The organism is bacterium (assembly GCA_029210965.1).
Taxonomy (GTDB): Bacteria; BMS3Abin14; BMS3Abin14; order BMS3Abin14; family BMS3Abin14; genus JALHUC01.
In genome coordinates, this window is record JARGFZ010000001.1 from 198,702 (window position 1) to 222,488 (window position 23,787).

General features: G+C 53.6%; 21 protein-coding genes, 1 tRNA gene and 1 pseudogene. 3 read left to right on the forward strand and 20 right to left on the reverse strand.

Annotated features, from left to right (window positions below; all coding sequences use genetic code 11):
* Positions 1-149: 149 nt before the first annotated feature.
* The 8 genes from P1S59_00950 to P1S59_00985 form a co-directional block, all read right to left on the reverse strand.
* Positions 150-225, reverse strand: a tRNA-Gly gene (locus P1S59_00950).
* A 309-nt stretch (positions 226-534) separates the two neighbouring features.
* Entirely contained in the window at positions 535-1,023 is a 489-nt protein-coding gene (gene rimI / locus P1S59_00955; GenBank protein ID MDF1524827.1) for a ribosomal protein S18-alanine N-acetyltransferase, read from the reverse strand.
* Positions 1,023-1,760: a tRNA (adenosine(37)-N6)-threonylcarbamoyltransferase complex dimerization subunit type 1 TsaB gene (tsaB, locus tag P1S59_00960; GenBank protein MDF1524828.1), complete on the reverse strand. Its 738-nt coding sequence runs from the start codon at positions 1,758-1,760 to the stop codon at positions 1,023-1,025. The genes rimI and tsaB overlap by 1 nt, the downstream gene beginning before the upstream one ends.
* Positions 1,757-2,434: a hypothetical protein gene (locus P1S59_00965; GenBank protein ID MDF1524829.1), complete on the reverse strand. Its 678-nt coding sequence runs from the start codon at positions 2,432-2,434 to the stop codon at positions 1,757-1,759. The genes tsaB and P1S59_00965 overlap by 4 nt, the downstream gene beginning before the upstream one ends.
* On the reverse strand, positions 2,424-3,305 hold the full coding sequence (locus tag P1S59_00970) for an acyltransferase (protein ID MDF1524830.1): 882 nt from the start codon (positions 3,303-3,305) through the stop codon (positions 2,424-2,426). Before P1S59_00970 ends, P1S59_00965 begins: the two co-directional genes overlap by 11 nt.
* On the reverse strand, positions 3,302-5,539 hold the full coding sequence (locus P1S59_00975) for a sensor domain-containing diguanylate cyclase (protein ID MDF1524831.1): 2,238 nt from the start codon (positions 5,537-5,539) through the stop codon (positions 3,302-3,304). The genes P1S59_00970 and P1S59_00975 overlap by 4 nt, the downstream gene beginning before the upstream one ends.
* Positions 5,536-5,829 carry a septum formation initiator family protein gene (locus tag P1S59_00980; GenBank protein ID MDF1524832.1) on the reverse strand — a complete coding sequence of 98 codons (294 nt, stop codon included), beginning with the start codon at positions 5,827-5,829 and terminating at the stop codon, positions 5,536-5,538. The genes P1S59_00975 and P1S59_00980 overlap by 4 nt, the downstream gene beginning before the upstream one ends.
* Before the next feature lie 11 nt (positions 5,830-5,840).
* On the reverse strand, positions 5,841-7,283 hold the full coding sequence (locus P1S59_00985; GenBank protein MDF1524833.1) for a phosphoglucomutase/phosphomannomutase family protein: 1,443 nt from the start codon (positions 7,281-7,283) through the stop codon (positions 5,841-5,843).
* 432 nt (positions 7,284-7,715) lie between these two features.
* Here P1S59_00985 and P1S59_00990 point away from each other — a divergent pair, with 432 nt between their 5' ends.
* The gene (locus tag P1S59_00990) at positions 7,716-7,988 is read left to right on the forward strand and encodes a hypothetical protein (GenBank protein MDF1524834.1); all 273 of its coding nucleotides are present in this window, start codon (positions 7,716-7,718) and stop codon (positions 7,986-7,988) included.
* A 15-nt stretch (positions 7,989-8,003) separates the two neighbouring features.
* Positions 8,004-8,585: pseudogene (locus P1S59_00995) on the forward strand (peptide-methionine (S)-S-oxide reductase).
* 295 nt (positions 8,586-8,880) lie between these two features.
* Here P1S59_00995 and P1S59_01000 read toward each other — a convergent pair.
* The 10 genes from P1S59_01000 to P1S59_01045 form a co-directional block, all read right to left on the reverse strand.
* The gene (locus tag P1S59_01000; protein MDF1524835.1) at positions 8,881-9,918 is read right to left on the reverse strand and encodes a DUF4931 domain-containing protein; all 1,038 of its coding nucleotides are present in this window, start codon (positions 9,916-9,918) and stop codon (positions 8,881-8,883) included.
* Positions 9,919-10,014: 96 nt separating this feature from the next.
* Positions 10,015-11,742 (reverse strand): single-stranded-DNA-specific exonuclease RecJ, encoded by a 1,728-nt coding sequence (gene recJ / locus P1S59_01005; protein ID MDF1524836.1) that lies wholly within the window; start codon positions 11,740-11,742, stop codon positions 10,015-10,017.
* A 4-nt stretch (positions 11,743-11,746) separates the two neighbouring features.
* Positions 11,747-12,280: a DUF456 family protein gene (locus P1S59_01010; GenBank protein MDF1524837.1), complete on the reverse strand. Its 534-nt coding sequence runs from the start codon at positions 12,278-12,280 to the stop codon at positions 11,747-11,749.
* Between the two features lie 135 nt (positions 12,281-12,415).
* On the reverse strand, positions 12,416-13,333 hold the full coding sequence (secF, locus tag P1S59_01015) for a protein translocase subunit SecF (protein MDF1524838.1): 918 nt from the start codon (positions 13,331-13,333) through the stop codon (positions 12,416-12,418).
* A gap of 21 nt (positions 13,334-13,354) precedes the next feature.
* Entirely contained in the window at positions 13,355-14,929 is a 1,575-nt protein-coding gene (secD, locus tag P1S59_01020; GenBank protein ID MDF1524839.1) for a protein translocase subunit SecD, read from the reverse strand.
* Between the two features lie 123 nt (positions 14,930-15,052).
* Positions 15,053-15,379 (reverse strand): preprotein translocase subunit YajC, encoded by a 327-nt coding sequence (gene yajC, locus P1S59_01025; GenBank protein ID MDF1524840.1) that lies wholly within the window; start codon positions 15,377-15,379, stop codon positions 15,053-15,055.
* Between the two features lie 119 nt (positions 15,380-15,498).
* The gene (gene tgt, locus P1S59_01030; protein MDF1524841.1) at positions 15,499-16,608 is read right to left on the reverse strand and encodes a tRNA guanosine(34) transglycosylase Tgt; all 1,110 of its coding nucleotides are present in this window, start codon (positions 16,606-16,608) and stop codon (positions 15,499-15,501) included.
* A 141-nt stretch (positions 16,609-16,749) separates the two neighbouring features.
* Complete coding sequence (gene queA / locus P1S59_01035) at positions 16,750-17,808, reverse strand: tRNA preQ1(34) S-adenosylmethionine ribosyltransferase-isomerase QueA (GenBank protein MDF1524842.1); 1,059 nt, start codon at positions 17,806-17,808, stop codon at positions 16,750-16,752.
* Positions 17,809-18,032: 224 nt separating this feature from the next.
* A complete protein-coding gene (locus tag P1S59_01040) occupies positions 18,033-18,962 on the reverse strand; it encodes a SpoIID/LytB domain-containing protein (GenBank protein ID MDF1524843.1) in 930 nt (309 codons plus the stop codon).
* 337 nt (positions 18,963-19,299) lie between these two features.
* Complete coding sequence (locus P1S59_01045) at positions 19,300-19,503, reverse strand: DUF2065 domain-containing protein (GenBank protein MDF1524844.1); 204 nt, start codon at positions 19,501-19,503, stop codon at positions 19,300-19,302.
* Between the two features lie 281 nt (positions 19,504-19,784).
* On the opposite strand from P1S59_01045, the gene P1S59_01050 reads away from it, so the two are divergent.
* Positions 19,785-21,278 carry an HD domain-containing protein gene (locus P1S59_01050; protein ID MDF1524845.1) on the forward strand — a complete coding sequence of 498 codons (1,494 nt, stop codon included), beginning with the start codon at positions 19,785-19,787 and terminating at the stop codon, positions 21,276-21,278.
* A gap of 524 nt (positions 21,279-21,802) precedes the next feature.
* On the opposite strand, the gene P1S59_01055 is transcribed toward P1S59_01050, so the two are convergent.
* Together P1S59_01055 and P1S59_01060 are read right to left on the reverse strand one after the other, a co-directional pair.
* Positions 21,803-23,368 carry a HAMP domain-containing sensor histidine kinase gene (locus P1S59_01055; GenBank protein ID MDF1524846.1) on the reverse strand — a complete coding sequence of 522 codons (1,566 nt, stop codon included), beginning with the start codon at positions 23,366-23,368 and terminating at the stop codon, positions 21,803-21,805.
* A 43-nt stretch (positions 23,369-23,411) separates the two neighbouring features.
* On the reverse strand, positions 23,412-23,786 hold the full coding sequence (locus P1S59_01060; protein MDF1524847.1) for a response regulator: 375 nt from the start codon (positions 23,784-23,786) through the stop codon (positions 23,412-23,414).
* Position 23,787 lies beyond the last annotated feature (1 nt).

Here is a 23,787-nt window from a genome sequence, read left to right on the forward strand (position 1 = left end):
AGGGGGTAAGGGGGTATGGGTGTAATGTGTAATGGGTAGATTTATAAGCACCATTTGTGCATTATTTATTCACCCTTTACTCCTTTACTCCCTTACTCCCATGCCCATTTCTTGAAAAAAAGCCGCCGGATCGGCGGCTTTTAAATGAATGGAGCGGGCAACGGGATTCGAACCCGCGACTTTCAGCTTGGGAAGCTGACACTCTACCAGCTGAGTTATGCCCGCAAGCAGAGCAAATAATAATCAAAGGACACGACTTTGTAAAGTGCGACAAAGTACCCGAAATCCGAGGGTGGTTTTGATCGGCCTCCGGTCGGGGCGTTTGCGGGGCCGTTTTTGCCATTGACGGGCACCGGTCGACCCGGAAAGCGGCATCACGAACGCGGACAAACGATAACCGGCACCGCTGCCCGGCAGAGGCGGATGGCGTCCACCTGGTCGGCAAGACCGATGCCCCGGGCAAACTCGCCCAGAATCAAGATAATCAAATCAATCGAGATTTCAGGGTGTCGCTACCTGGCGCCAGGTCCAGGTCTAGGTCTCCAATTCCTTCCCCATCACCACTGCGTCCTCTCCGTTTTGGTAATACCTCTTTCGGGTTCCAAGGGGTTTGAAACCGAATCGACTATAAAGACCCCTGGCAGCAGCGTTGGTGGCCCTCACATCCAGTTGACACCACATTGCTCCCAGTTCAATCGCCTCCAGGATGGATTGTTCCAGGAGGGCTGCTGCGACACCACCTCTGCGCACTTCGGGCTCAACTGCCAGGTTCGTGATGTGAAGTTCGTCCTCAACCAACCAGGCCATGATAAAACCCACAGCCGGTCCGATCCCATCATCCTCCATCACAGCCACATGGCATCGTGAAACAAGTTCACGCTCAAGTTCGGCCGTGAACTGATCACGGGTCCAGGGGTGCGGGAAGGACAGGTCCTCTATCCTGACCACCGAATCCAGGTCCAATAGGGTCATGGGTCTGATGACAAGGGGGTTGATCTTCGAAGTACCCGATCCGCTGTTCATTAACTGCCAGCACAGTCATCGGTATTGGGAAAGCCAGTGACAACTTTTCCCGGTGAAGGTTTTCTGGCGTCAGGAGGCCGCACGTAACAGGGGATCAAACCTGAAGGTTCCACAGTACGCCCGAGGGAAAAGAGAACTTCCCCAAGAGCAAGGACCCAGGCAGCATCCGGCGCTCCGGAACCGGCTTCCACATCCTCAATATCATTTAATAGACCCTTTTCCTCCAGGAGAGACAGTCCTGTGCCAACCAGGTGAACGTCTGGATCATTTAACGATGACACCCAACTGGAGACTTCGTTATATGGGAGTAACATCATTTCTCCCTGCCGGCGGGGGAGAGCTCCCTCTTCAAGGGATGGGTAGTACGCTGCGTAAACCTCCCCTTTGCGTGCATCGGTAAGCACCACAGTCGGGGTTCCTTCCCTGAGGAGGGGCCAGGCGACAGCATCCATTGAAACCACGGGTATGAGGGGCAACCCGGATGCCGCAGCCCAGGCCTTGAAGGTGGCAAGGCCGACCCTCAGGCCAGTGAAAGCGCCCGGTCCGATGCCAACTGCTATAGCCTGAACATCCTTCCGTGTAAAGCCGGCGCGGAAAAGGACCCTTTCCACCCCCGGCAGCAGTGTCTCACTGTGGGGCCTGGTGCTGTCCAGATCCTCCCGCAGCACTGCTCCCTTTGGTTCCCGCAGGGCCACACTTCCCTGTGAGGTTGATGTATCTGCCGCGAGGATTATCATGGCTGATCGACAGGTGGGGTAATCTGCAGACGTATCTCCCCTGCCCCTGAAGGTCCTGAGATCATCATGCTGAGCCAGCCGTCCTCGGGGCTTTGAAGATCGGGTGAGTAAGGGAAACAGAGTACATAGAGCTTTGACCAGGAAAGGTCCCACTTCAGGAACCTCATAAAGATCCTCGCATTATCTTCATCCACATCAAGACAGGTGCCCCTCGTAACAGACCCATCCGGATTATTCAGATAGGGGATCCAGGTGGAGCTTTCCCGGGAGAGATCATTTTGATCCTCTTCAGGAGTATAAAACCCAACCAGGATTTTGATGATTGGTGCATCATCTTCCAGGAACTTTTTTTCAAACGCTTCTCGTTCCTCTGGATTCATGAGTTTCGACCTGGCCTCCCAATCCGCAGCCAGTTTCCGGATCTCGTCGGATAGGTACACAGCACGCGCTGTGAACACGGTGCGGAATTCCCGGTAAACCTCAACTCGGCCCGAATGCCACTTCATGAGTTCCCTTATCCTGGACTCCTCCGGTGTTGGATCATCGACACCGAAACTCGGCAGCGGGTTCATGGACTGGCAGGCCGGGAAAAGCGCGAGCAATACCAGCACCACTACCGTGAAAAGAAAATTAACACCGTACCCTTTACCCGTGTTCCTGGGCTCAGCTGCCATTTTTCCCTCCTGAATAGAGTCCAGAGGGCAATCCCAGTTTGTCTGCCGTGGGAAGGCGTCCTCCCAACTCACCATACTGGCTCTCCCTGCGGTCCCTGAAAAAAGCCCACTCTTCCCTGGTCCTGGTCACCTCATCGAGGTCGATAGCCGTAATGTGGACAGAGTCCCTCGAACCGGCTGGCCGATGAACCAGTTCACCGTGAGGGTCCATGCAGAAGCTCTTGCCGTAAAAGGACTGTTTCTCCTCCCGACCCACTCTGTTGACCCTCAGGAAGAAGGTGCTGTTGGCAAGGGCGTTCCCCGCTATCATTTTCTCCCACCTCTCCTGGCTGGCGTGGGCGTTGGAGGTGGGGACAATGATCAGGTCCGCGCCCTTCAGGGCAAGGATACGGGCTCCCTCGGGGAAAAAGACATCCCAGCTGATCTGAACCCCGATGGTCCCGATTCGGGTCTCAAATACCGGGAACCCTTTGTTCCCTGGAAGAAAATAGAACCTCTCGTGCCACCCCATGACGTTGGGAATGTGCACCTTGCGATAAACACCAACCATAGTGCCGTCTGCATCGATGACCACGGCGCTGTTGTAATACTCCCCTTTACCGGCCTTCTCAAACACGGGATAGACGATCACAACCCCGTTTGCAGCCGCGAATTCGCACATACGGTCTGTACCTGGCCCATGAACTGTTTCAGCAAGCTCGAAATTCCCCTGCCTCATTCTGCTGGGGAACCATTTCGTGGCGCACAGTTCCGGAAAGGCCAAAAGCTCCACTCCCCTTTCCACCGCCAGATCAGCCAGCTCGACCATCTTGCCCAGAGTAGCCTCACTATCTTCTCTGCTGGCCAGTTGGATCCCAGCCACCTTTATCATCTTCTACCCTCCATGATCGCGGTTAAGGCATCCTCCGCAACCGGCTCAATTTCAGTGGCTTCCGTCTCAATATCCACATAGCTCACGACCCGGTCACGACCGCCTGCTTTGGCCTGGTACAGGGCCTGATCAGCTTGACCGAGAAGCTCTTTCCTGGCGTATCCATCGGTCCCGGTAAATACGCTGAACCCGAAGCTGGCGGAAACCTCGATCTTCCCTGCCGTGGTCGCAAACGGTCTGGACCGTATCGAATGGCGCATCTTTTCAGCTATATCCCTTGTTTCTTTTTCACCGGCATTATCGAGGATGACAGCAAACTCCTCACCACCATAACGCGCCACCGCATCATTTTTCCTGATCCCCATTTTCAACCGCCTGGCCAACTCCACCAGGACCTCATCGCCGACAGGGTGCCCGTAAGTGTCGTTGACCTCCTTGAACCGGTCTGCATCCACCATGATAGCAGCCACACTCCTGAAGTTTCCCCTGCTCAGGTGGTTCAGCTTCCCGTCCAGCACTATCTGGAAAGTCCTGTGGTTCAGCAGACCTGTGAGGCCATCCGTTCTTGATAGTTCGTCAACCTGTTTGTGTTGGATGGCGTTGTCCAGGGCTGGGGCCATCATCCCGGCGATGGTGCGCAGCTCTTCGAGCTCTTCCTTCCCGAAGGCATTTTCCTGACTGGAAACCACGGAAATGGCAGCCTTGAGGGTCGTATCGCCCTCACCCACGAAGCATGGGATGGCGGCAAATGAGATAATGTTTCCCAGCTGCTCCCCTTTGCGGAAAAAGGGGGATCTCCTGGCCTGCAGACCGTTAATGACGATCTCAGCACCGCGAGCGTCTCCAATGCCCTCACCAGACTCCAGTTCAGCAAAGCGCCTGAGGAGCAGACCCGTGTGGCTGGGTTCATTCCTGAGAATTCTTTCGCTCCCCACCTTTTTTACAAGATCCCCTTTTGAATCCACCACCGACAACCCCTCGTCGAAGAGCATGACAACGGCGCCGTCACACTTTGGAACGGCATCCATCACGGCATCCAGGGCCATTCTAGCGATAATCTCCGGCTGTAATGACTGTGTCAATCCCCGGGCATACCGGGATATGGCGTCCCTGGAGAACATCTCCGTGGTCAACTTCTGAAGGTGGCCCGCCGTGTCCATGGCCTTTAGCACCAGGCTGCCGAACTCATCCAGCCGTTTAGAGGTTCTATCATCCAGGGACATGGTATTGACCGTTTCACTGTCAAAGTAAAGTACGCAGCGGATCTTTTCCGACCCGGTTCCATCGTCGGCATCCTTTCCCCACTTCGGGTCCTTTACGATCTTAACGAGAAAAGAACCTACTTTGGTGCCATCCGGGTAAAAGCTGAGGGATTTTCGGGCTGAACTGGCATCGGAAACACACAGGATGCCTTCCCGCTCCCTGGTGATATGGATAAACCCCTTGTTTGCCGGAACGAGGCCTTCAAGAATCACCACACCCCTGTGCACCGCGGCTCTCATCCTGAAAAATTCAGGTTCGCCCTCGTCAGGGATCAGGAGAATACCTGTGCGGGCGTTGAAAACCCGGCACCCCCATCTGAGGAGTCTCTGGAGAAAATCATCCTCATCTATGGCAATAGCTATAGCGGCTTCCTTGCCTCTTATCCGATCCATGGATTCTGAAAAGCCCTCTTCCCCTATACGTCCCATCATCTCTCGGGCGTCACTGTTGATCCGTTTCACCATGGATCCCAGATGCTCAATACGCCTGCCGTCTCTGTACATCCTGTCGCCTAAGGCAGCGCTGTAAAGGAGAAATAGGGCCGTCCATAAAATCAGCTCCGAATCCTTGAGGAACAGGTACCTGCCGGCAGCGGCAACGGAAAGAACAGCGGCTGGGATCCAGAATAAAATCCGATGGCGGGCGAACACGGTGTAAGGGAATCCCACGAAAAACACCAGCGGTATCAATGGCAGTCCGGTATATAGAGTCTGAACCCCAACTCCGGCGATGACACACAACATGACATTGGTGGAAAGATCGGTGGTGAGATGTCTGATCCCCTGTTTGCGTTTCAAAGCCAAGGAAACAGCCAGGATAAGGGCGCCGCCGGAAAGGCATGCCTGGGCGATCAGGTAGAAACGCTGAATGCGGTGCGAAACAGCAACTGGAAGCACAAGGGATAATGTCAACAGGCCCGCGGTGATCAGGAAGATGCGTTTTTTACCCGGGCCGCCGATCTCGATCCTCATTTTGGCGGATCCTCAGGACGGTGAGAAAGGATGTAAACAGTTTCGCCATCCCGCACCATACCCAGTTCGGTGCGAGCCAGGCCTTCGATGGTCGCCGGGTCATCCCTGAGCCGGCTGACCTGCTCCGCCAGCTCTACGTTACTCTTCTCAAGGGCAGCAACCCTGGATCTCAGGTCATTCCTCTGATTCACCATCCGTTTCAGTCCCACGAGGCCCCGTTCGCCCACAGCGGTGTATAGCAGGAACAGGCAAATTGCCAGAGCCAGGACCAGCCATAGTTTGCGCCTCACAGGAAATATCATCACCGTAATTGCCCCGATTTATTACTGACTACAACTCCATCATCTCCATTTATCCAGTTTGAGAACGCTTTTTCAAGACCCTTCAACCGGTCCTGATCCCTGGATTCTATATAAAGCCTGGCCACCGGTTCCGTGCCTGAAAGGCGCAGGAGAGTCCAGTCGCCGCCTTCGTATACCCACTTGGTACCATCCACCGTGACCAGATCTGTAGCGGTAAAACCGTTTACCTCAAGGGGTGGAGAGGAGAGAATCTCTCGCAACCGGGATATCAATTCATCCGTCAGTTTCAGGTTGATCCGTGCAGAAAATCGGGTCCCGTAGGTATCCTGCAGATCCCTATAGATGTCAGAAAGGGGTTTATTCGTCGATGCCATGAGTTCGGCTACCAGCAGACAAGCGAGTATCCCATCCTTTTCCGGTACGTGCCCACGGATGGACATACCGGCGCTCTCCTCACCACCCAGAGCCAACCTTCCCTCGGATATCATCTGGCCGATATATTTGAACCCCACAGGGGTCTCGTGGCATTTCCGGCCAAAGGCGGAAGCAATATCGTCGAGTTGTCCTGTTGTCGCCACGCTCCGGGCAAGATCGCCCTGGGTCTTCTTTATTCTAAGGAGATAATCAGCCAACATGGAAAGTATGGCGTTGGGCAAGTAGAACTCACCGCTTCCGCCGAGAACCCCGAAACGATCAGCGTCCCCGTCAGTGGAAAGCCCCAGATCCGCACCTGCGGTTACGATCTGCGCAAGCTCAGATAGCCGTTCCTCGGACGGTTCGGGAGGAAAACCGCCGAAAAGGGGATCCCTGTTCCCATGGATGGTCGTCACCTTGCATCCTGCTTCTTCGAGCACCCTGTCAAGGTAGTTTCCGCCAGCGCCGTACAGGGCATCAAAAGCTATCTTGAGCCCCGATCCCGCTATGACCCTCATGTCCACTTTAGATCTGAGCTGCTCAAGGTATTCCGGCGCAGGATCGATGGTCTCGATGTTTCCTCTTTGAACCGAGGCTGGTGGAAGACCATCCCGCTGATATTTTTCCACGGTATTCTCAATAATCCGGGTGGACTCAGGCATGGCGGGACCGCCCCAGGACGGACTGAACTTGATCCCCTGGTAGGTGCCCGGGTTGTGGCTGGCTGTAAAGTTGATCGCTCCCCCCAGCCCCCTCTTGAGAATAATGGAGGAGACAGCCGGGGTGGGGACCGGGCCGGAGCACAACAGCACATCTATTCCAAAGTCGCTGAGCAGACCAGCTGCATCGGCTGCGAACTCCTCCGCAAGGAATCGCGTATCGTGCCCCACCAGGACGCCGTTTTTTCCAGCACCGGATTCGAGGAGAAAATGAGCGATGGCAGCCACCACCAGACGGGATCTCTCGAAGGTGAAATCATCCGCAATAATACCGCGCCATCCGGATGTACCGAACTTTATCTGCTTCAAACGGTGTCCCCCTTAAGTTTTTCTATTTTCCGAGACCACATCTGCAGCCTGTCATTGACGTGGCCCTTCAAAGCTTGTCCCACCTTTGAGCACGCCTCCGACTGGACTGGAGGGACCGGCCGAGGCTGAAAAAGGGTTAAGTGCAACTCGACACTTTATATTTGCACATACTAGAACAGGTTACGATGCGGGTCAAGGTGGTGGCTATCAGCTATTAACTGTCAGCTGATAGCCCGTGAATCGTGACTCGACTTGGATGTCACGGAAAACTCTCTTAATTAATATTGATTTGTAAGGAAAGGGAAAACGACGCTTTTCCCTTTCCGTGGAGCGAAAAGTCCCGGATTGGACTTTTTGCGACTCTATTTTTAATTGTATCATCAAAATGTAATGGTACATTAACGGTTTATCAGATAACCAGGGAGGTACCACATGAACATTGAAACATTCCAGATACCGACATTCCTTACCGTTATTTTAGCGCTGAGTTCGATGTTAGTTATACCCGTGGCAGCCATGGCATTATCAAAAATACCGTTAGGGATATCCGCAAAAACCTCTGATGCACCGGATGGAGCAGCCTGCGCCCTTCCTTTCACGGTGGAGTTGGAGGGAAAAACCGCAGAACCAGGCAATGGTCAACTGCCACCCATGGATAAAAAAGCAACCGGAAACATAAAAACAGGCACCTTTGCCATGGGCTGATTCTGGGGCCCTGACTCCCGGTACGGGAGTCTCGACGGAGTTATCAGAACCCGGGTAGGCTATGCTGGCGGCACCTCATCGAACCCTGCCTACCGACGGATCGGTGACCATATGGAGACCATACAGATAGATTTTGACCCTGAAAAGATCTCCTATGCCAATCTGCTTGAGGTGTTTTTCTCAAACCATAACTTCACCTGGCCCTCCCCCATCAGGCAGTATGCTTCGGCGATCTTCTACCATGGTGAGGAGCAGGAACGCACAGCCAGAGGGGCGATGGATGAGGCTGCCAAAAAGTACGGGAAAAAAATATCCACCGAGCTGCTTCCCTATGAAAGCTTCACCCGTGCTGAGGACTACCACCAGAAGTATTACCTGAGAAACACCCATGCCCTCATGGATCAGTACAAAGGCCGCTTCCTCAGCGAAGACGCATTTACCGACTCCACCGCGGTAACGCGGGTGAACGGGTACATCGGCGGCAACGGGACGACAGAGCAGCTGGAAAGGGAAATGGGGGATCTGGGGATCTCCGGAGAGGCTGTGGTGGCGTTGAAGGGGATATTGGTCAAGGCAGGGAAAAGTGCTAAGAGATAAAGGATAAGATCAGTAGAAAGTAACAGGTAACAAGTAGAAAGAGGGCGGCCCGTGAGGCCGCCTTTTTGTTTACTGTGAAAGCGGCTGGTTTTACCGCAGAGCGACTGCGTTTAAACAGCTCTTGATCTACTCCTGCGTTTATAATCCGTTATCAGAGATCCGTGATCCGTTTATTCTACGTTCTACGTTCTACATTCTACATTCCACATTCTACATTCTGCATCCTGAGTATTTCCGCACACTCCGCGGTAACTCAGCTCTGGCTCTTGTCTTTCTCCTGGCTCCTGGCTCCTGGCTACTGGCTCCTGGATTCTGGCTCCTGGCTCCTGTTGGCTTCACGGAGCAGCTCCGCACACTCTTCGGGAGCTACGGTATTTATACTAAACCCACTGCCCATCTCGAACCCCGCGACGATCGTCAGGCGCGGCGTGATCTCCAGGAACCAGTGGTAGGCCGTAACATCTGTTTTCCCTTCCACAGCCATCGGGGCGTTGTGCAGGACCATGTTCCAGGGATGTTCACCCAGGACCGAGCGCAGGCGTCTCAGCGTTCCTCCGAGGACCGGGGCAAGGTTGCCCAGGCTGTCGTCGCTACTCGTTGAAAAATCGTGGCCGTGGTCTTCGGGAACAATGTTCAGTTGAAAAGGAGAAGATGCGGCGAAAGGAGCCAGAACAAGATATCCGCCCGTCTCCTCAACGACCCGGGCCTGGTCCTTGCCTTCTCTTTCCAGGATATCGCACATGAGGCAGCGGCCCGTTAAAGCCAGATGTTTCTCAAAGCTCTCAAGTTGCGAATCAACATTGTTGGGTATGACAGGAAGGGCTATAAGCTGAGTGTGGGAATGAGCGAGACTGGCCCCGGCGTCCTTACCGTGGTTCTTAAACAGGATGACTGTTTTAAACCTTCCGTCTTTAAAGTGAATGCGCATTCGCTCCCGAAAGACGGCCAGGATCTCCATGATCTCCCCGTCATCCATGTCAACCATCTGCCGGTTCTTCACCGGGGTCTCGATGACGACCTCATAAAGGCCAAAACCAGGGATCTGGCTGTGGATCCCTTCCGTGTATGGTTCCCAGGGCAGCTGGATTTCAAGAGCAGGAAACTTGTTGGGAACCACTCGCACCTGCCACCCCGGACTATCAGGGACTGTGTCAGGGGAGCGATGACTGAACACCTCGGGCGGCGTCATCGCCTCGTTTCCAGGACAGAAGGGACAGTTTTCCGGCTCAGGGACAGCTTGGGATGAAGACTGGTAATGGGATGGTCGGTGCCCCCGCTCCGCCGACAGGATCACCCAGGTTCTTTTCACGGGATCGAATCTGAACTCGGACAAAGGGTACCCCCAAATGATCTCGTGCATGCGTACCTGCGTGGAGCGTATTTGCCAGGATTCATTTGCACATACTCGCGTACGCCCTACGCACGCACGTCATTTATCTTCAGCTGCGCGCATCCCTTTCACCCGCAGCTTCACCTGGCTGACGCCCCGCCATACCTGTACCTCCGGGACAGCGGCCAGTTCCATCTTTTCCTTGAGATGCTCCAGTTCATGAGCCTGACGAAAGGCTATGGCGCCCATTGTCACGCCGTTTTGCCTGGCAAGAAAGCTGAGGTGATCACGGCCCACCACTTTCGGGTTCAGGATCTCGACGTCCTTGATGAGTATTACCGGCTCCGGATTCCCTGCCCCGAAGGGGGCCAGCCCCTGAAACTTGCTAACCTCCTCCATCCCGAGTGCTTCCAGACTGGTCTCGGCGTCCAGCTTCATCACCTGGGTGAATCCGTCTTCCGGTACCACTTCCCTCACCACCGATTCGAACCTCTCCGTGAACTTCTCCAGGTTCTCGGGAACGACCTTGATCCCGGCAGCGTACTTGTGGCCGCCGAACTCAAGGAGGAGATCACGGCACCTGGCCAGGCCCTGATACAGGTGAAAATTGGGAATACCTCTGGCCGAGCCTTTGTACACTCCGTTATCAAGGCAGAGTAGGATGGTGGGACGGTAGTACCGTTCCATGAGCCGGGATGCCACTATCCCTACGACTCCGGGATGCCAGTCGGCCGAGCTTAAAACGATGCTGCGGAAATCTTTCTCGATCCCGTTTGACTGGATCATCTCCACTGCCTCGGCGTAGATCTTCCCCTCTATCCGCTGCCGCTCCTCGTTCTCCACATCAAGGAACCCGGCCTCCCGTTCGGCATCCTCACGACTTTCGGTAGTCAGAAGCAGCACGCCCCTCATGGCATCGGAGAGCCGACCAGCGGCGTTGATCTTGGGAGCCAGCCTGTAGGCTACAGAAGAGGAGTCCACATGCCCCGGCTGTATTCCACAGACATCCAGGAGGGTCTTTATACCCAGTCTTGGATTTACGTTGATCTGCTCGAGACCAGCCCTGACCAGGATCCTGTTGATCCCGGTAAGGGGGACAATGTCCGCGATAGTTCCCACAGCCACCAGGTCCAGGTAGTGCACCAGGGAAGGCTCCTCCCCTTCCTTGAAAAAACCTTTTTCCCGGAGCTCTTTTCTCAAACCCGCAATAAGGTAAAAAGCCAGTCCCACACCCGAAAGAGCTTTATAGGGAAAGGGACATCCGGCAAGAAGGGGGTTAATAAGGGCAACTGCATCCGGAAGTTTTATCGGGGGTTCATGATGATCCGTGACAATAACGCTCATACCTAGAGAATTGGCATAGGCAATTTCCTCCACAGAGGAGATGCCGCAGTCCACGGTTATTATGAGTCCTACTCCTTCTTCGGAAAACTTCCGGAGACTCTCTTTATTGACCCCGTATCCCTCCTCGACCCTCTTGGGGATATAGTAATGAGTGGAGAACCCGAGATCCCTTAAAAAGAGGAGGATGAGGGAGGTGGCCGTTACGCCATCAACATCATAATCCCCGTAGACCAGGGTCTTTTCTTTCTTTTCCAGGGAGAGGATGATCCTGTCGACAGCATCCTTCATACCGTGGAGCACGTAGGGGTCGATGAGATCGGCCAGTTGACAGTTAAGGAACTGAGCCGCGTCCTCGATATCACCAAAACCACGGTTCAGGAGCACCTGCCCCACCAGGGAGGTCGTATCCAGCGCTTCAGCGATCTGGAGGGCTGTTTCAGGATCCTGGGGCCGTACGACCCATTTTTTTCCTTTGTAATTCATATTTTCAGAATACCAGCGACATGATGATCACCGCAACCATGGCCACAGCCACAAACATCTTGAAGGCTGTCCCCTTGATCCTGCCTGTCAGGGCCCCCATGGCGGCCCTGGACGCCCCGCCCAGTGAAGCACCGCCGGCAAGACCAACAGTAAAAACCGCCAGCCAGGCACCTATTGCCATTCCGGGAATCGCCCCGAGACCGAACATTATCGGCGCCCCGGCAAGACCTCCCACAAAGGCGCCCACGATGCTAGCGGCAACTGCGCCCCTTACGGGCGGTCCCAGGCGAACCCCATGTACAGCCGTCAGGAACTCGAGGACCTCGGCAAACAATGCCATAAGACCAAGGATAATGACTGTGTGATAGTCGATCAGGTCCGGTCCCATGAGCCACCGGAAGAGGAACGCATCAACCGCAAGCAGCCACGTACCAGGCAGCCCCACTAACTGAAGCGGGAGCGCAACAATCATGACGCTCCCGAAAAAAAGCCAGACAATGAGATCAACCATGGTGGATTGAGCCGCAAAATCCATCATGCAGGCTGTACGCCAGGCGTACAGCTAGGGTGGGGGTGGAACCAGGCGGATTCACTCCGCCTGGCGGGGGAGGGGAAGCCATCCCCCGCCTCGTAAAACGTCTCGATGAGACTTTTTGCGAGGTTTTCAAGAACGCTACCCCTGTCTTACAGAGGCCCTGGCCACAGCGTCTCCCTTTCCACCCAACAGGAGAACGGGACTCGCAATGTAGATGGACGAATAGGTCCCCACCAAGACTCCTACGAGCAGAGCGAATGAGAAATCATGGATCACCTCACCGCCCAGCACGAAAAGGCATGCGACAACCAACAGGGTGGTCCCGGAGGTCAGAATTGTGCGGCTGAGGGTCTGGTTGATGCTGGTGTTTACTACAGACGCCAGCTTATCCTTGGGTGTCCGCCTGATATTTTCGCGTATCCTGTCGTAAACGACGATGGTGTCGTTGAGGGAATAACCTATAATGGTCAAAAGAGCGGCGATGACCGAAAGGGTAAACTCCTTATCAAGCAGGGAGAAAACACCCACCGTGATGGTGATATCGTGGACGAGGGCAGCAATAGCACCCATTGCGAACCGGAACTGGAACCTCAGGGTGATATAGATCAGTATCCCCACCATGGCATAGAGAATAGACAACATCCCCTTCCGGCGCATGTCCGCACCCACCTGGGGGCCAACCATCTCCACAAGTTCCAGGGATACCTGGTCCTGGCCGAACCGCTTCTGAATAATGGCAAAAACGTCCTCGGAAACGGTTTCAGCCTGACCTTCCTCGCTCATGAGACGAATCGACACCTTGTCCTCACCCAAAGACTGGATCACGGAAGAACCCAGTCCCTCACCACCGAGGGCATCACGAATCTCCCCTACCTCGGGGGCCTGATTGAACTTTACCTGAACCAGGGTGCCGCCCGCAAAATCAATACCGTAAAGGGGGCCGCCTTTTATCACCAGGGACCCGATGCCGATAAGAGCGACCACCAGGGAACAGATAAGAGCAATACGACTCCTGTTTACAAAATCAACATTAATACCAGGTTTTATAAAATCCATTATTCTATTTGCCTCCCGCTCTCAGATACTGAGTTCATCGAGGGTGCGGTTATCAAGCCAGGCTTCAAAGATAGCTCGGCTAACGAAGATGGCCGTGAACATGCTGGTGATAACTCCGATACTGAGAGTTACAGCGAACCCTTTCACCTGGCCGGTACCGAACTGAAAAAGGACCAGTGCCGCAATGAGGGTAGTCACGTTGGCATCGACAATGGTGAGAAGCGCTTTCCCATATCCGCCGTCAATGGCTGCCCGGACCGTCTTTCCTGTCCTGAGTTCTTCCTTGATCCTCTCGAAAATGAGAACGTTGGCATCAACAGCCATGCCAATGGTAAGGACGATACCCGCTATACCTGGCAGGGTGAGAGTGGCCTGGAAGAGAGCCAGAACAGCCATGATGATGATCAGGTTCATAATCAACGCTATATTGGCAACCAATCCCGAGAGGCGGAAATAAAAGACCATGAAGACGATGACCAGGGAAAAACCGAAGACAATAGACGTGAGTCCCTTGCGTATGGAATCCGATCCCAGAGAGGGGCTAACGGTCCATTTCTGCAGGATCTTGACTGGAGCAGGCAGACTCCCTGCCCTGAGGACGATAGCAAGATCGGTGGCCTCATCCGGGGTAAAGGTCCCACTTATGGAGGCCTGACCGCCGCTGATCCGCTCCTGGATAACGGGGGCGGAATAAATGCTGTCATCGAGAACAATGGCCAACCTCTCTTTGACGTGGTCCCCGGTAATCTGCTCGAAAATACGCGCCCCCACGCTGTCAAAGGTCAGGGAAACGTAAGGCTGCCCATACTGGGAGTCGTAGCGGACCCTGGCGTCCTTTATGGTATCACCTGTCAGGAGGATCCTGTCCTCCACAACGTAGGGGGTCCGCTGGGTCTGTCTGGTCGCCGAATCATAATCCTGGCTGTACAGGACCACATCTCCTGGGGGAACAGCGTCGGTGGAAGCACCCTCGTCTACGAGCATGAATTTGAGAACAGCGGTCCGCTTGACAAGGGTTATGGCCCTCTGGGGATCCTTAACACCAGGCAGTTGTATGAGAATCCTGTTTTCCCCCTGACGCAGGATCGTCGGTTCCGTCACACCAAACTCGTCAACCCGGCTCCTGATGGTCTCGATGGCCTGTACCACGGCATTCTCTCTGAGCCTGAGGATCTCGCTCTCAGGGTAGCTCACGATGACCTTGGTTTCGCTTTCCTCGGTAACGAGGGCATCGGGGAATTCCCCCCGTAAGATGGTCATTGCCTCGTCCCGGTACTTATCCCTTCCCACCTCCACAACCAGGCGGTTGAACCCGGTGGTCTCGGCCCTTTTCAGCCGGATTTTCTTACTTTTGAAGGTGGTCTTCAGATCGCTGGCCATCCTCGTCAGGCTGTTGTTGACGGCCTCGTCGGTCTGAACCTCGAGGAGAAGCTCCATACCGCCCATGAGATCCAGACCCAGCTGAACGGCCTTGGAAGGCAATAACTTCGTCCACCACCCTGGGAGCGACCCGGTGAGGGAAGGTGTCACCGACACCAGGGCACCGATGAGGACAATAAATACGATGATCAGTCTTGTTTTAACTCTGGTGCGCATTTTTCCTCCTGGCATCGTCTCGACCCTATATTTTCCACGGTCAATACGATGCTAATTTTCCAGACAATCCAGCCAGGGGATCAATCCAGTGATCCCGCATTCCCTGCCGGATGTTCTTACTGGCTACAATTCCCCCTCTTCCATTGTTGACGGGTCAACCTTGGATGAGATCGCCTTTTTAACAACCTTGACACGGACCTTGTCGGAACACTGCAGGGTCACCACGTGCCCATCGATCCTGATCACCGTCCCGTAAAGACCTCCGTTAGTGACCACCGTGTCACCCGACTGAAGTGCATCGAGTGTTGCCTGGTGTTCCTTTGACTTTTTCTGCTGGGGACGAATGAGCAAGAAGTAAAAGATTGCGAACAGAACGATGATGGGCATGAAAGCTCCCAGACCACCGCCAGGACCCGCAGGCTGAGCTGCATAAGCAATACCTGTGAACATTTTTTCCTCCTTGGAGAGCGGCCATGAAGCCGGCATCTCAAATCTCAGATCTCAGATCTCAATATAGATCCGCTTGTATTGTATTCAGATTCCACCCGGGTACCGGAATCAGTCACTGCTTATTCATTCTCAGAGTTCCAACCCGACTCGATCTGGTTTCTGTAGGCGGTTAAAGAACCGGAAAGGACCGCTTCCCGCGCCCCGGATACAAGTTGGTGATAATAACTTAAATTGTGAATTGTGCAAAGCCGAAATCCCAACATCTCACCGGTCATGTACAGGTGTCTCAGGTAGGCGCGGGAAAAGTGAAGGCAAGTGTAGCAGGAACAGTCAGGATCGGGCGGCCCAAGGTCATCCTTCAGAGCGTTCACTTTTACGGAAAGTCTTCCCCGGCTGGTAAAAAGGGTACCGTTCCTGGCGTTTCGGGTTGGCATGACGCAATCGAACATATCTATGCCCCGTTCGATCCCGTCCAGAAGATCCATGGGGGTCCCCATACCCATAAGGTAACGGGGACGATCCTCGGGAAGGATCATCGCCGTGCTTTTAACTGCCTCCCACGTCTCTTCCCTGGGTTCTCCCAGAGCAAGTCCCCCCACCGCATACCCATCGAACCCCATTTCCATGAGCCCCTTGGCTGACTCGACTCTCAGATCGAGGAATGTCCCGCCCTGGACGATCCCGAAGAGGGCCATCTTCTGGCTGGTTCTTGAGTCAAGGCACCTTTGGGCCCATCTTCTGGTCCTTTCTACCGCTCCAGCCATGGTTTTTTTGTGGGAAAGGGGATCAACAACCTCGTCCAGGCACATGGCAATATCGGTTCCCAGCTGCTCCTGTATGGAAACGGACAGCTCTGGAGTTATGTTGTGTCTGTCTCCATCCAGGTGAGACCGGAAGGTAACACCCTCCTCGGTGACCTTGGCAAGTTCCGACAGACTCATGATCTGGAACCCTCCGCTGTCGGTGAGAAGGGGGCCATACCAGCCCATGAAGCGGTGGAGTCCACCCAGGCGTTGAATGAGTTCGGAACCCGGTCTCAGGTACAGGTGGTAGGTGTTGGAAAGGATCATGGTGGAACCGCTATCTGCAAGTTCCGAAGGCGTGACCGTTTTGACGGCCCCGTAGGTGCCGACAGGCATGAATACCGGCGTGAGTACCTGTCCGTGACCGGTTTCAATGACGCCAGCCCTGGCGCCGGATGGATCTGTTTTCAGTAGAGTAAATTTCACGCCGGTTTCAGTTCCATGTTCCAGGAAAAACCTCCATTAAACTATTTTATCTTTTTCTTGTTTGCCTTCTTACCTTATTTCTGTTCATTAGAAAACAATTACGCCTTTCTTGGAACCCGGAACCTGGAACTCGGAACTATTTTATTCTATGAACATGGCATCCCCATAACTGTAAAAGCGATAGTTTTGTTTGACCGCTTCCCTGTAAGCTTGCATTACGAAGTCAGTACCGGCAAAGGCGCAGACCAGCATGAGCAGAGTGGATCCGGGAAGGTGAAAGTTGGTGACCAGGGCATCCACAACCGAGAAACGATAGCCAGGGTAGATAAAAAGTTCGCTCGTCCCCTCGCCTGCCCTGACACCCTGGGTGCAGAAGGCCGACTCGAGGGTCCTGACCACTGTGGTACCTACTGCTACAACCCTTCCGCCGCCCTTCTTTACATCCTCGATCAGTTTCGCCGTATCGGACGGTACCGTGTAGTACTCACCATCCATACGGTGTTCTGTAATATCCCGGGATCTCACCGGTTGAAATGTACCCGGTCCCACATGCAGGGTGATCTTGCCGATGGGAACTCCCTTTTCCCTGATAAGCCCAAGAACATCCTCGTCAAAATGCAGGCCGGCTGTTGGAGCAGCCACCGCTCCCGGCTCACTGGCATAGACTGTCTGGTAACGCTCACTGTCAGCATCATCAGGACCATCTGCCTCCCGTCGGATATAAGGGGGAAGGGGCACTTGACCGAACTTCCAAACGGCCTCACCCAGACCGATGTCCTCACCGGTCACAGTGAATCGGTCCTTAAATCGGTCCTTTCCGCGTCTGATAATGAGGGTCGTCCCTTTTCCCAGTAAAAGCCTCTCCTCATCGCGGATATTGCGGCCGGGGCGCACAAGGCAAGGGGTCTCCTCACCTTCCACCGGGAACTTCAACAGAAAGATCTCAACCGCGCCACCGGTATCTCTCCTTGCCATGAGGCGTGCCGGAAAAACCTTCGTGTCGTTCAGGACAAGGAGATCCCCCTCCCTCAGAAAATCCGGCAGCCTGCTGAAGTTATGGTGTTCGATACTTCTCCCTTTCCGGTCCAGCCGAAGCAGCTTCGATGCCGACCTGAGATCGGCAGGCCTCTGGGCGATGAGAGAGGGGGGGAGATGATAGTCGAATAATTCGAGAGTGAGTGAGGAGTTTTTGTTCGTCATCTCCCCCCCCAGCACGCAGTACGCAGGACGCAGGACGCAGTAAAAGCGCCTATCCCACGGCACACAGCAGCATTAAGCACGCAGCACGCAGGAGAAAATCGCGCTCTGTTTGCTGTCATGCTCTGCGACTTTGGTATCAGCCGTACTGATGTCATTTTATTAACATTTATCCATATTTGCCACACAGTTAGCTCACATCTTATCACCATCATGAATAATGCGGGCTAGTAGGCGCTACGAATTTCCGCGCCTACATAGTACTTCCTCAGTATCTGCTTGTAATCCATACCCCGCAAAGCGCTTCCGCGGGCTCCCCACTGGCACAACCCAACACCGTGCCCGTAACCCTGGCCGGTGAGGATAATCCTGTCACCGGACATTCCCAGGGAGAAGCTGGTGCTCGGTAGCCGCCGGTACCCCATCTCTTTCCTGAATTCCCCGGCATCGAAAAGGACACGCCCTTTTCCTGTTTCAGCGAAAAGAGTTTGGATCCTTCCGTCCCTGGATCTCCTGTGAACACCCATGGAGCTCACCCCATCTACCCCGGGAAAAAAAGCTTTGACTGCTCTAATGATCTCACCGGCTTCCAGCGGCAGGTTCCAGCGAGCGTAGGGGGCCTCTTCACACTCTCCACAATAAACACCCTCCTGTGCCGGTTGTGCCATGCCCCACACCTCACGAGCCGAGGTTGTGTTTCCCCCGCATGAAGAGTGAAAGAATGTCTGGATCAGTTCCTCATCCTTGTACAGGACCTGTCCACGGGTCGATTTAACCGCCTCCCTTGTCCTTTCGTCCTCCGAATCAAAACCTGCGTAAACCTGGCTGGTAACATCGGTTTTAAGATCATAATAAAGGGCCTGGACCTTCATTTGATAAAGAGCGTAACTCCTGGCAGCTACCACCTGGGCCTTTACCGCGTCCATGGGCCAGGATGAATCAATCTCCCCGTTGACTACCCCCACGAGGTAGAATTCAAGGGGCATTTGGGAGACCACCATAAGTCTCCCGGCGCTTATCAGGACGGTCAGGTATCCCCTGAATGGACGGCCGCCGTACATGAGCATCCCCTTCTCGGGCTTGATCCTGTAAACCGATGCCACGACATCTGACCCATCCAGTTGGGCCCCACCCGACACTGGGCTGAAAGCCACCATCCTGATCCTGCTAATAACAGGCTTCCAGCTAGTGCTATCCTGCCTTTCAACAAGCAAAGAAGCGCCGCTGACGACTACCCTCGGGAGATTTTCATCCAGCAGAAGCCGTATTTCTGGTGAATTGTCTCCGCGAACCGGTAGCGGAGTGACAATGAGGATGGCCAGAAGGACGGTGATGACTAACGCCCGGGATAGCAATGAATTGAGGATTGAGAATTGAGAATTAAGGATTATTCTATGAGGTGGTTTTGTACTCAATTCGTAATCCTTAAATAAGGGGCTGAAGTTTCTTCAATTCTGAATACTCAATTCGTAATGGGATTTCTGCAGATGGGGATTATCCCAGCAGCCGAGACAGAGCCACCAGAGCAAGACCCGCAACAATAGCGGTAAGGCCGAAGAACCTCAGCGAGGAAGGGGGAAGTTCCAACACCTTACCCACAAGTTTTTTTACAGCCTCAGGTCCCAGAAAATAGGGCAGACCCTCGAGGATCAGAGCAAGCCCCAGGGCGGCTATGAATATGTCCCATTGAAAATTCAAGTGTAGTATCCCGTGATCCGTGATCCGTGCAAGCAAAAAACCTGCATGGTTTAATATAAAGTAATCTAATGAATATTATTTGAATACAGATTTTTTTAACTTGGTGTTACTGATTAAGGATTACCGATTACTGATCCCCGATTGCAGCTATGTACTTATATTGCACCTGTACCTGCATTCTGCTATAAGTACAATTCTGAAATTCAGCTGAAGTTATTCCACGGGGGGAAGAAATGAAAATTACATATTCAATCTGCGTTCACACTAAAAAGTAAGATTCCATGACTTTCAGCTTCGTCAATATTTTTCTGTTCATACTCGTTGCCCTTTTGGCAGGAGCACTGATCTATACGTTCAGTTACCTCCACCGCCTGAACAGGGCCTCGCAACATCCCGTAGACGAAGAAACCCTCTCTTCGATCCCCTCTTCCTCGCTGCCGGTCCTTTCAAACATTTCAAACCGCATCGCTTTGCTGTCCGAAGCCCTCACGGAACAAAAAAGGGTGGAGAGTTACCGGCAGAAGATGACAGCCATGGAAAAACAGGAGATCTCCCACCTCCTGGAGAAGGAAGCTCTCTCCAGGCAACTGGAACGTCAACTTGATGAAACCAGGCAGGCCAACCTGATGGTCTCGGGCCTCAACCAGGATCTGGAAGAGATCAATGCCAGCCTGAACGAAGCCATCAATCGCCTATCGGCCCTGAACCAGATCAGCCGGATGCTGGGATTGGAGCACGACAAGAAGCAGATCTACAGCATGGCCGTCTCCCTGCCGGTTGAACTCCTTAAAGCTGAAATCGGTCATTTGATGCTGCCGGAAGTTGAAAAGGACAACCTGGTGGTTGAGTTCTCTCTTGGACTTGCAAAGGCAAAGACCGGTACCAAACAGTCCATCCCGGTTGGTAAGGGACTCGCCGGTTGGGTGGCCTTAAACAAGAAATCCCTCCTGGTGGAAGATTTTGACAAACAGGACCGCTTTCCTTTGGTTAGCACCATGGGTTACAGGCGACGAACCGCAATTTCAGCTCCTATCATGATAAAGGACGAACTTATCGGGATTATTTCCCTTATTAACAGAAAAGACGGAACATGCTTTTCAGAAGAGGACCGGACCCTCCTCGCTACCATCGCCTCGGAAACAGCCATGGCCATTAACAACGCTTTGCTCCTCGAAAGGATACAGAGGGGTTATTTTTCCATGGTTCAATCCCTCATCGTAGCCGTTGAATCGAAGGATGTTTACACCAAGGGGCATTCGGAGCGTGTTACACAATACTCCCTGCTCATCGGCGAACAGATGGGGCTTGACATGGACCAGTTGGAGATCATACAGCAGGCCGGAGTTCTTCACGACATCGGGAAGATCACTGTTGAGTTGAGCATCCTGAACAAACCCACCTCTCTGAATAGCGGTGAGTATAATGAGATAAAGGACCATCCTCTCACTGGTTTCAGGATCCTCGAACCCATCGACTTCAGCGAGAAGATCAAAATGTGTGTCCTCCAACATCACGAGCGGATCGACGGTATGGGGTATCCCAACGGTTTCGAAAGTGAGGATATCCTGCTTGAGGCCAAGATCCTGGCCGCTGCGGACGCTTTCGACGCCATGACAACAAAACGCCCGTACCGTGACCCTCTGAGCGTCCAGGAGGCCTTGCGTGAGATAGACCGATGCTCGGGGACCCAGTTCGACCCGGAAGTCGTCGAGGTCCTGACCCGAGTGGTCCACGCTCTGACAAATTCGGGTGGGGTGGCTATCATGCAGCGATAAGGGGCAGGAGCCAGTACCCAGGAGCCAGAAGTCAGGAGAGAAAGCAGCCGCTTAAAGCGGCTTTTTTTATGCCTGTGAATGCGGCTGGTTTCTCACGCAGAACTCAGAGTAAATCTAAAAGTGGCTGTCAATTCCTAATGCCATAAAATTATAATAAATCCGGCGAAAAAGGCTGCCTTACCGCTTTTACAGAAACTGCTCATTCCCCTGTTTTCGGTTTTACCCTGTGTAACCCTGTGGTGCGGCCTTTAAATGGCCGCTCTGCGAAACTCTGCGTTAAAGCTGTTGCCGTTTTTATAGTAACCGGGATCGCTTCACATGGGTGACGGTTCGCGATGACAAGCTGGAGTGGATTCCGGGTCCCCGTTTCACTTGGCCCGGAATGACGGCACCATGAGAATATGTCTTGCTTTACCCACTGTCTCCGCGTCTGAAGCCTGTCACGCCAGAAGCGTGATGTCACCGCGTCTCGTGGTTTTCCGCAACTACTGGCTCCTGGGTACTGGGTACCGGGTACTGAATAATCACGCTACCGGCAGCGTGAAATGAAAGACCGTCCCCTTCCCCACCACGCTTTCCGCCCAGATCTCCCCGCTGTGTGCCCGGATGATCCTCCTGCAAATGGCGAGGCCGAGACCCGTTCCCTCCTCCTTGCCGGGCTCGCCCACCTGGGCGAACTCCTCGAAGACGCGGGGAAGATCCTCCTGGCTGATACCGATACCTGTATCCGCCACACTGATCTGGGTAAATGAGAGACTCTTACCTGTTCCCCGCTTTGCGGATACGGTGATGCGGCCGCCCTCCGGAGTAAACTTGATGGCGTTGCTGATGAGGTTGACCAGGACCTGGATGATCCTGTCCTCGTCAAACCGGGCCGGCAGCTCCATGCCCTTCTCCAGGATATCCAGTGTGAGCTTCTTTTTCTGAAGCAGGGGGATCATCTGACCGGCCACCTTCTGCACAACATGGATCACAGGCAGTTCCATGGTTTCCATGGGCATGCGGCCAGCTTCTATTTTATTAAGGTCCAGCATGTCGCTGATGAGCGCTTCCATCCGGTGACAGCTGGACAAGGTTTCTCCCACGATACCTGTCTGTGCATCATTAAGCTCGCCGGCAAATCCATCCTGCAGACTATCCAGGTAACCTCCCACCACCGCAAGCGGGGTCTTTAATTCATGGGTGGCAATACCGAGAAAGTTGGATTTAAGTTTATCCAGTTCAAGGAGCTTTTCGTTGGCTGTTTTCAGGCTCTCGTTCATCCGCGTCAGTTCAACATTGGCTTTATTGAGGGCCTCTGTCCTTTCCCCAACCATATCCTCCAGGTGTTTCTGATAATTTTCGACCTCCTGCCTGTAACGTCCCAGGTCTTCGATCATCTTGTTGAAGTTGGCCGAAAGGGTTCCCACCTCATCATAGCCCCTGACAGGCACAGGTTGAGGAAGCTTGCCCAGTCCCAGATCCTTGATCCCGGACGCCAGGTCTGTGAGCGGTTCAGTCAGACGGTTCACTGCCGCAATGAGGGCCAAAAGCCCGAAAATATATACGATGAAGGCGTTGAAAGCGATAAGCCGCGTGATCTTGGCGACGATGGAAGACACATCAGTGATATCGAATCCTAGAAGGAAATAAAACTTCTCCGTCCCCTGCGGCAGTACAACACTCAGGTAAACCTCCAGGACATCGTCAGAAACGTGATATCGGACCTCTTCGGATTCAAGATCGTAGAGTTCGCCCAAAGGCAACGATCGCTTGATCTCCTGGTCAGGCCTGGAGCTGTTACTGGAAATAACCCTGCCGTTCCCATGAAAAACGCTCGCGTAAAGGACACTGGGATCGCTGCAGATCCGGTCAACTATCTCCTGCACTTTATACAGGGAATCAGGTGAATCCAGGGCGGGAGCCAGATCGGTACCGACAAACCTCGCAACTGAAGAGGCTCGACGCTGTACCTCAGCCAGAATAAAATTCCTGGCCTGACTTACAATGGACAAACCGATGAGGAACACTGCGGAGAGCAGTATGATCAAAAGGCCTGCGATGGCCTTTCGCCTGATACTTGTAAATACCCACTGAACGGGATAGATCATGGTTTACCGGAATTCACCTATAGGATCGGCTAAAGCCCGCCCCTTAGCGAAGGTGACGAACCACCTTGTCCACAACCTCAACGGCCTTGAACGGTTTGGTGATATACTCCACCGCACCCAGATCTCTGGCCCTTTGCATATCCTCCCTTGATTTGCGGGCAGTCAGCATAATTACAGGAATATTTGAAGTCGCAGGGTTCTCTTTCAGCTTTTCAAGAACTTCAAACCCGTCCATCTGGGGCATCATGATGTCCAGAAGGATGAGATCGGGAAGGGTGGCGCCGGCTTTTTCCAAAGCCTCCTTACCGTTAAAGGCAATCTGAACACTCAGGCCTTTGGATAGAAAAAGGAACTGGAGCATCTGAGTCAGAGATGCCTTATCTTCAACGACAAGTACTGTTTTAACCTCCGCATTCATT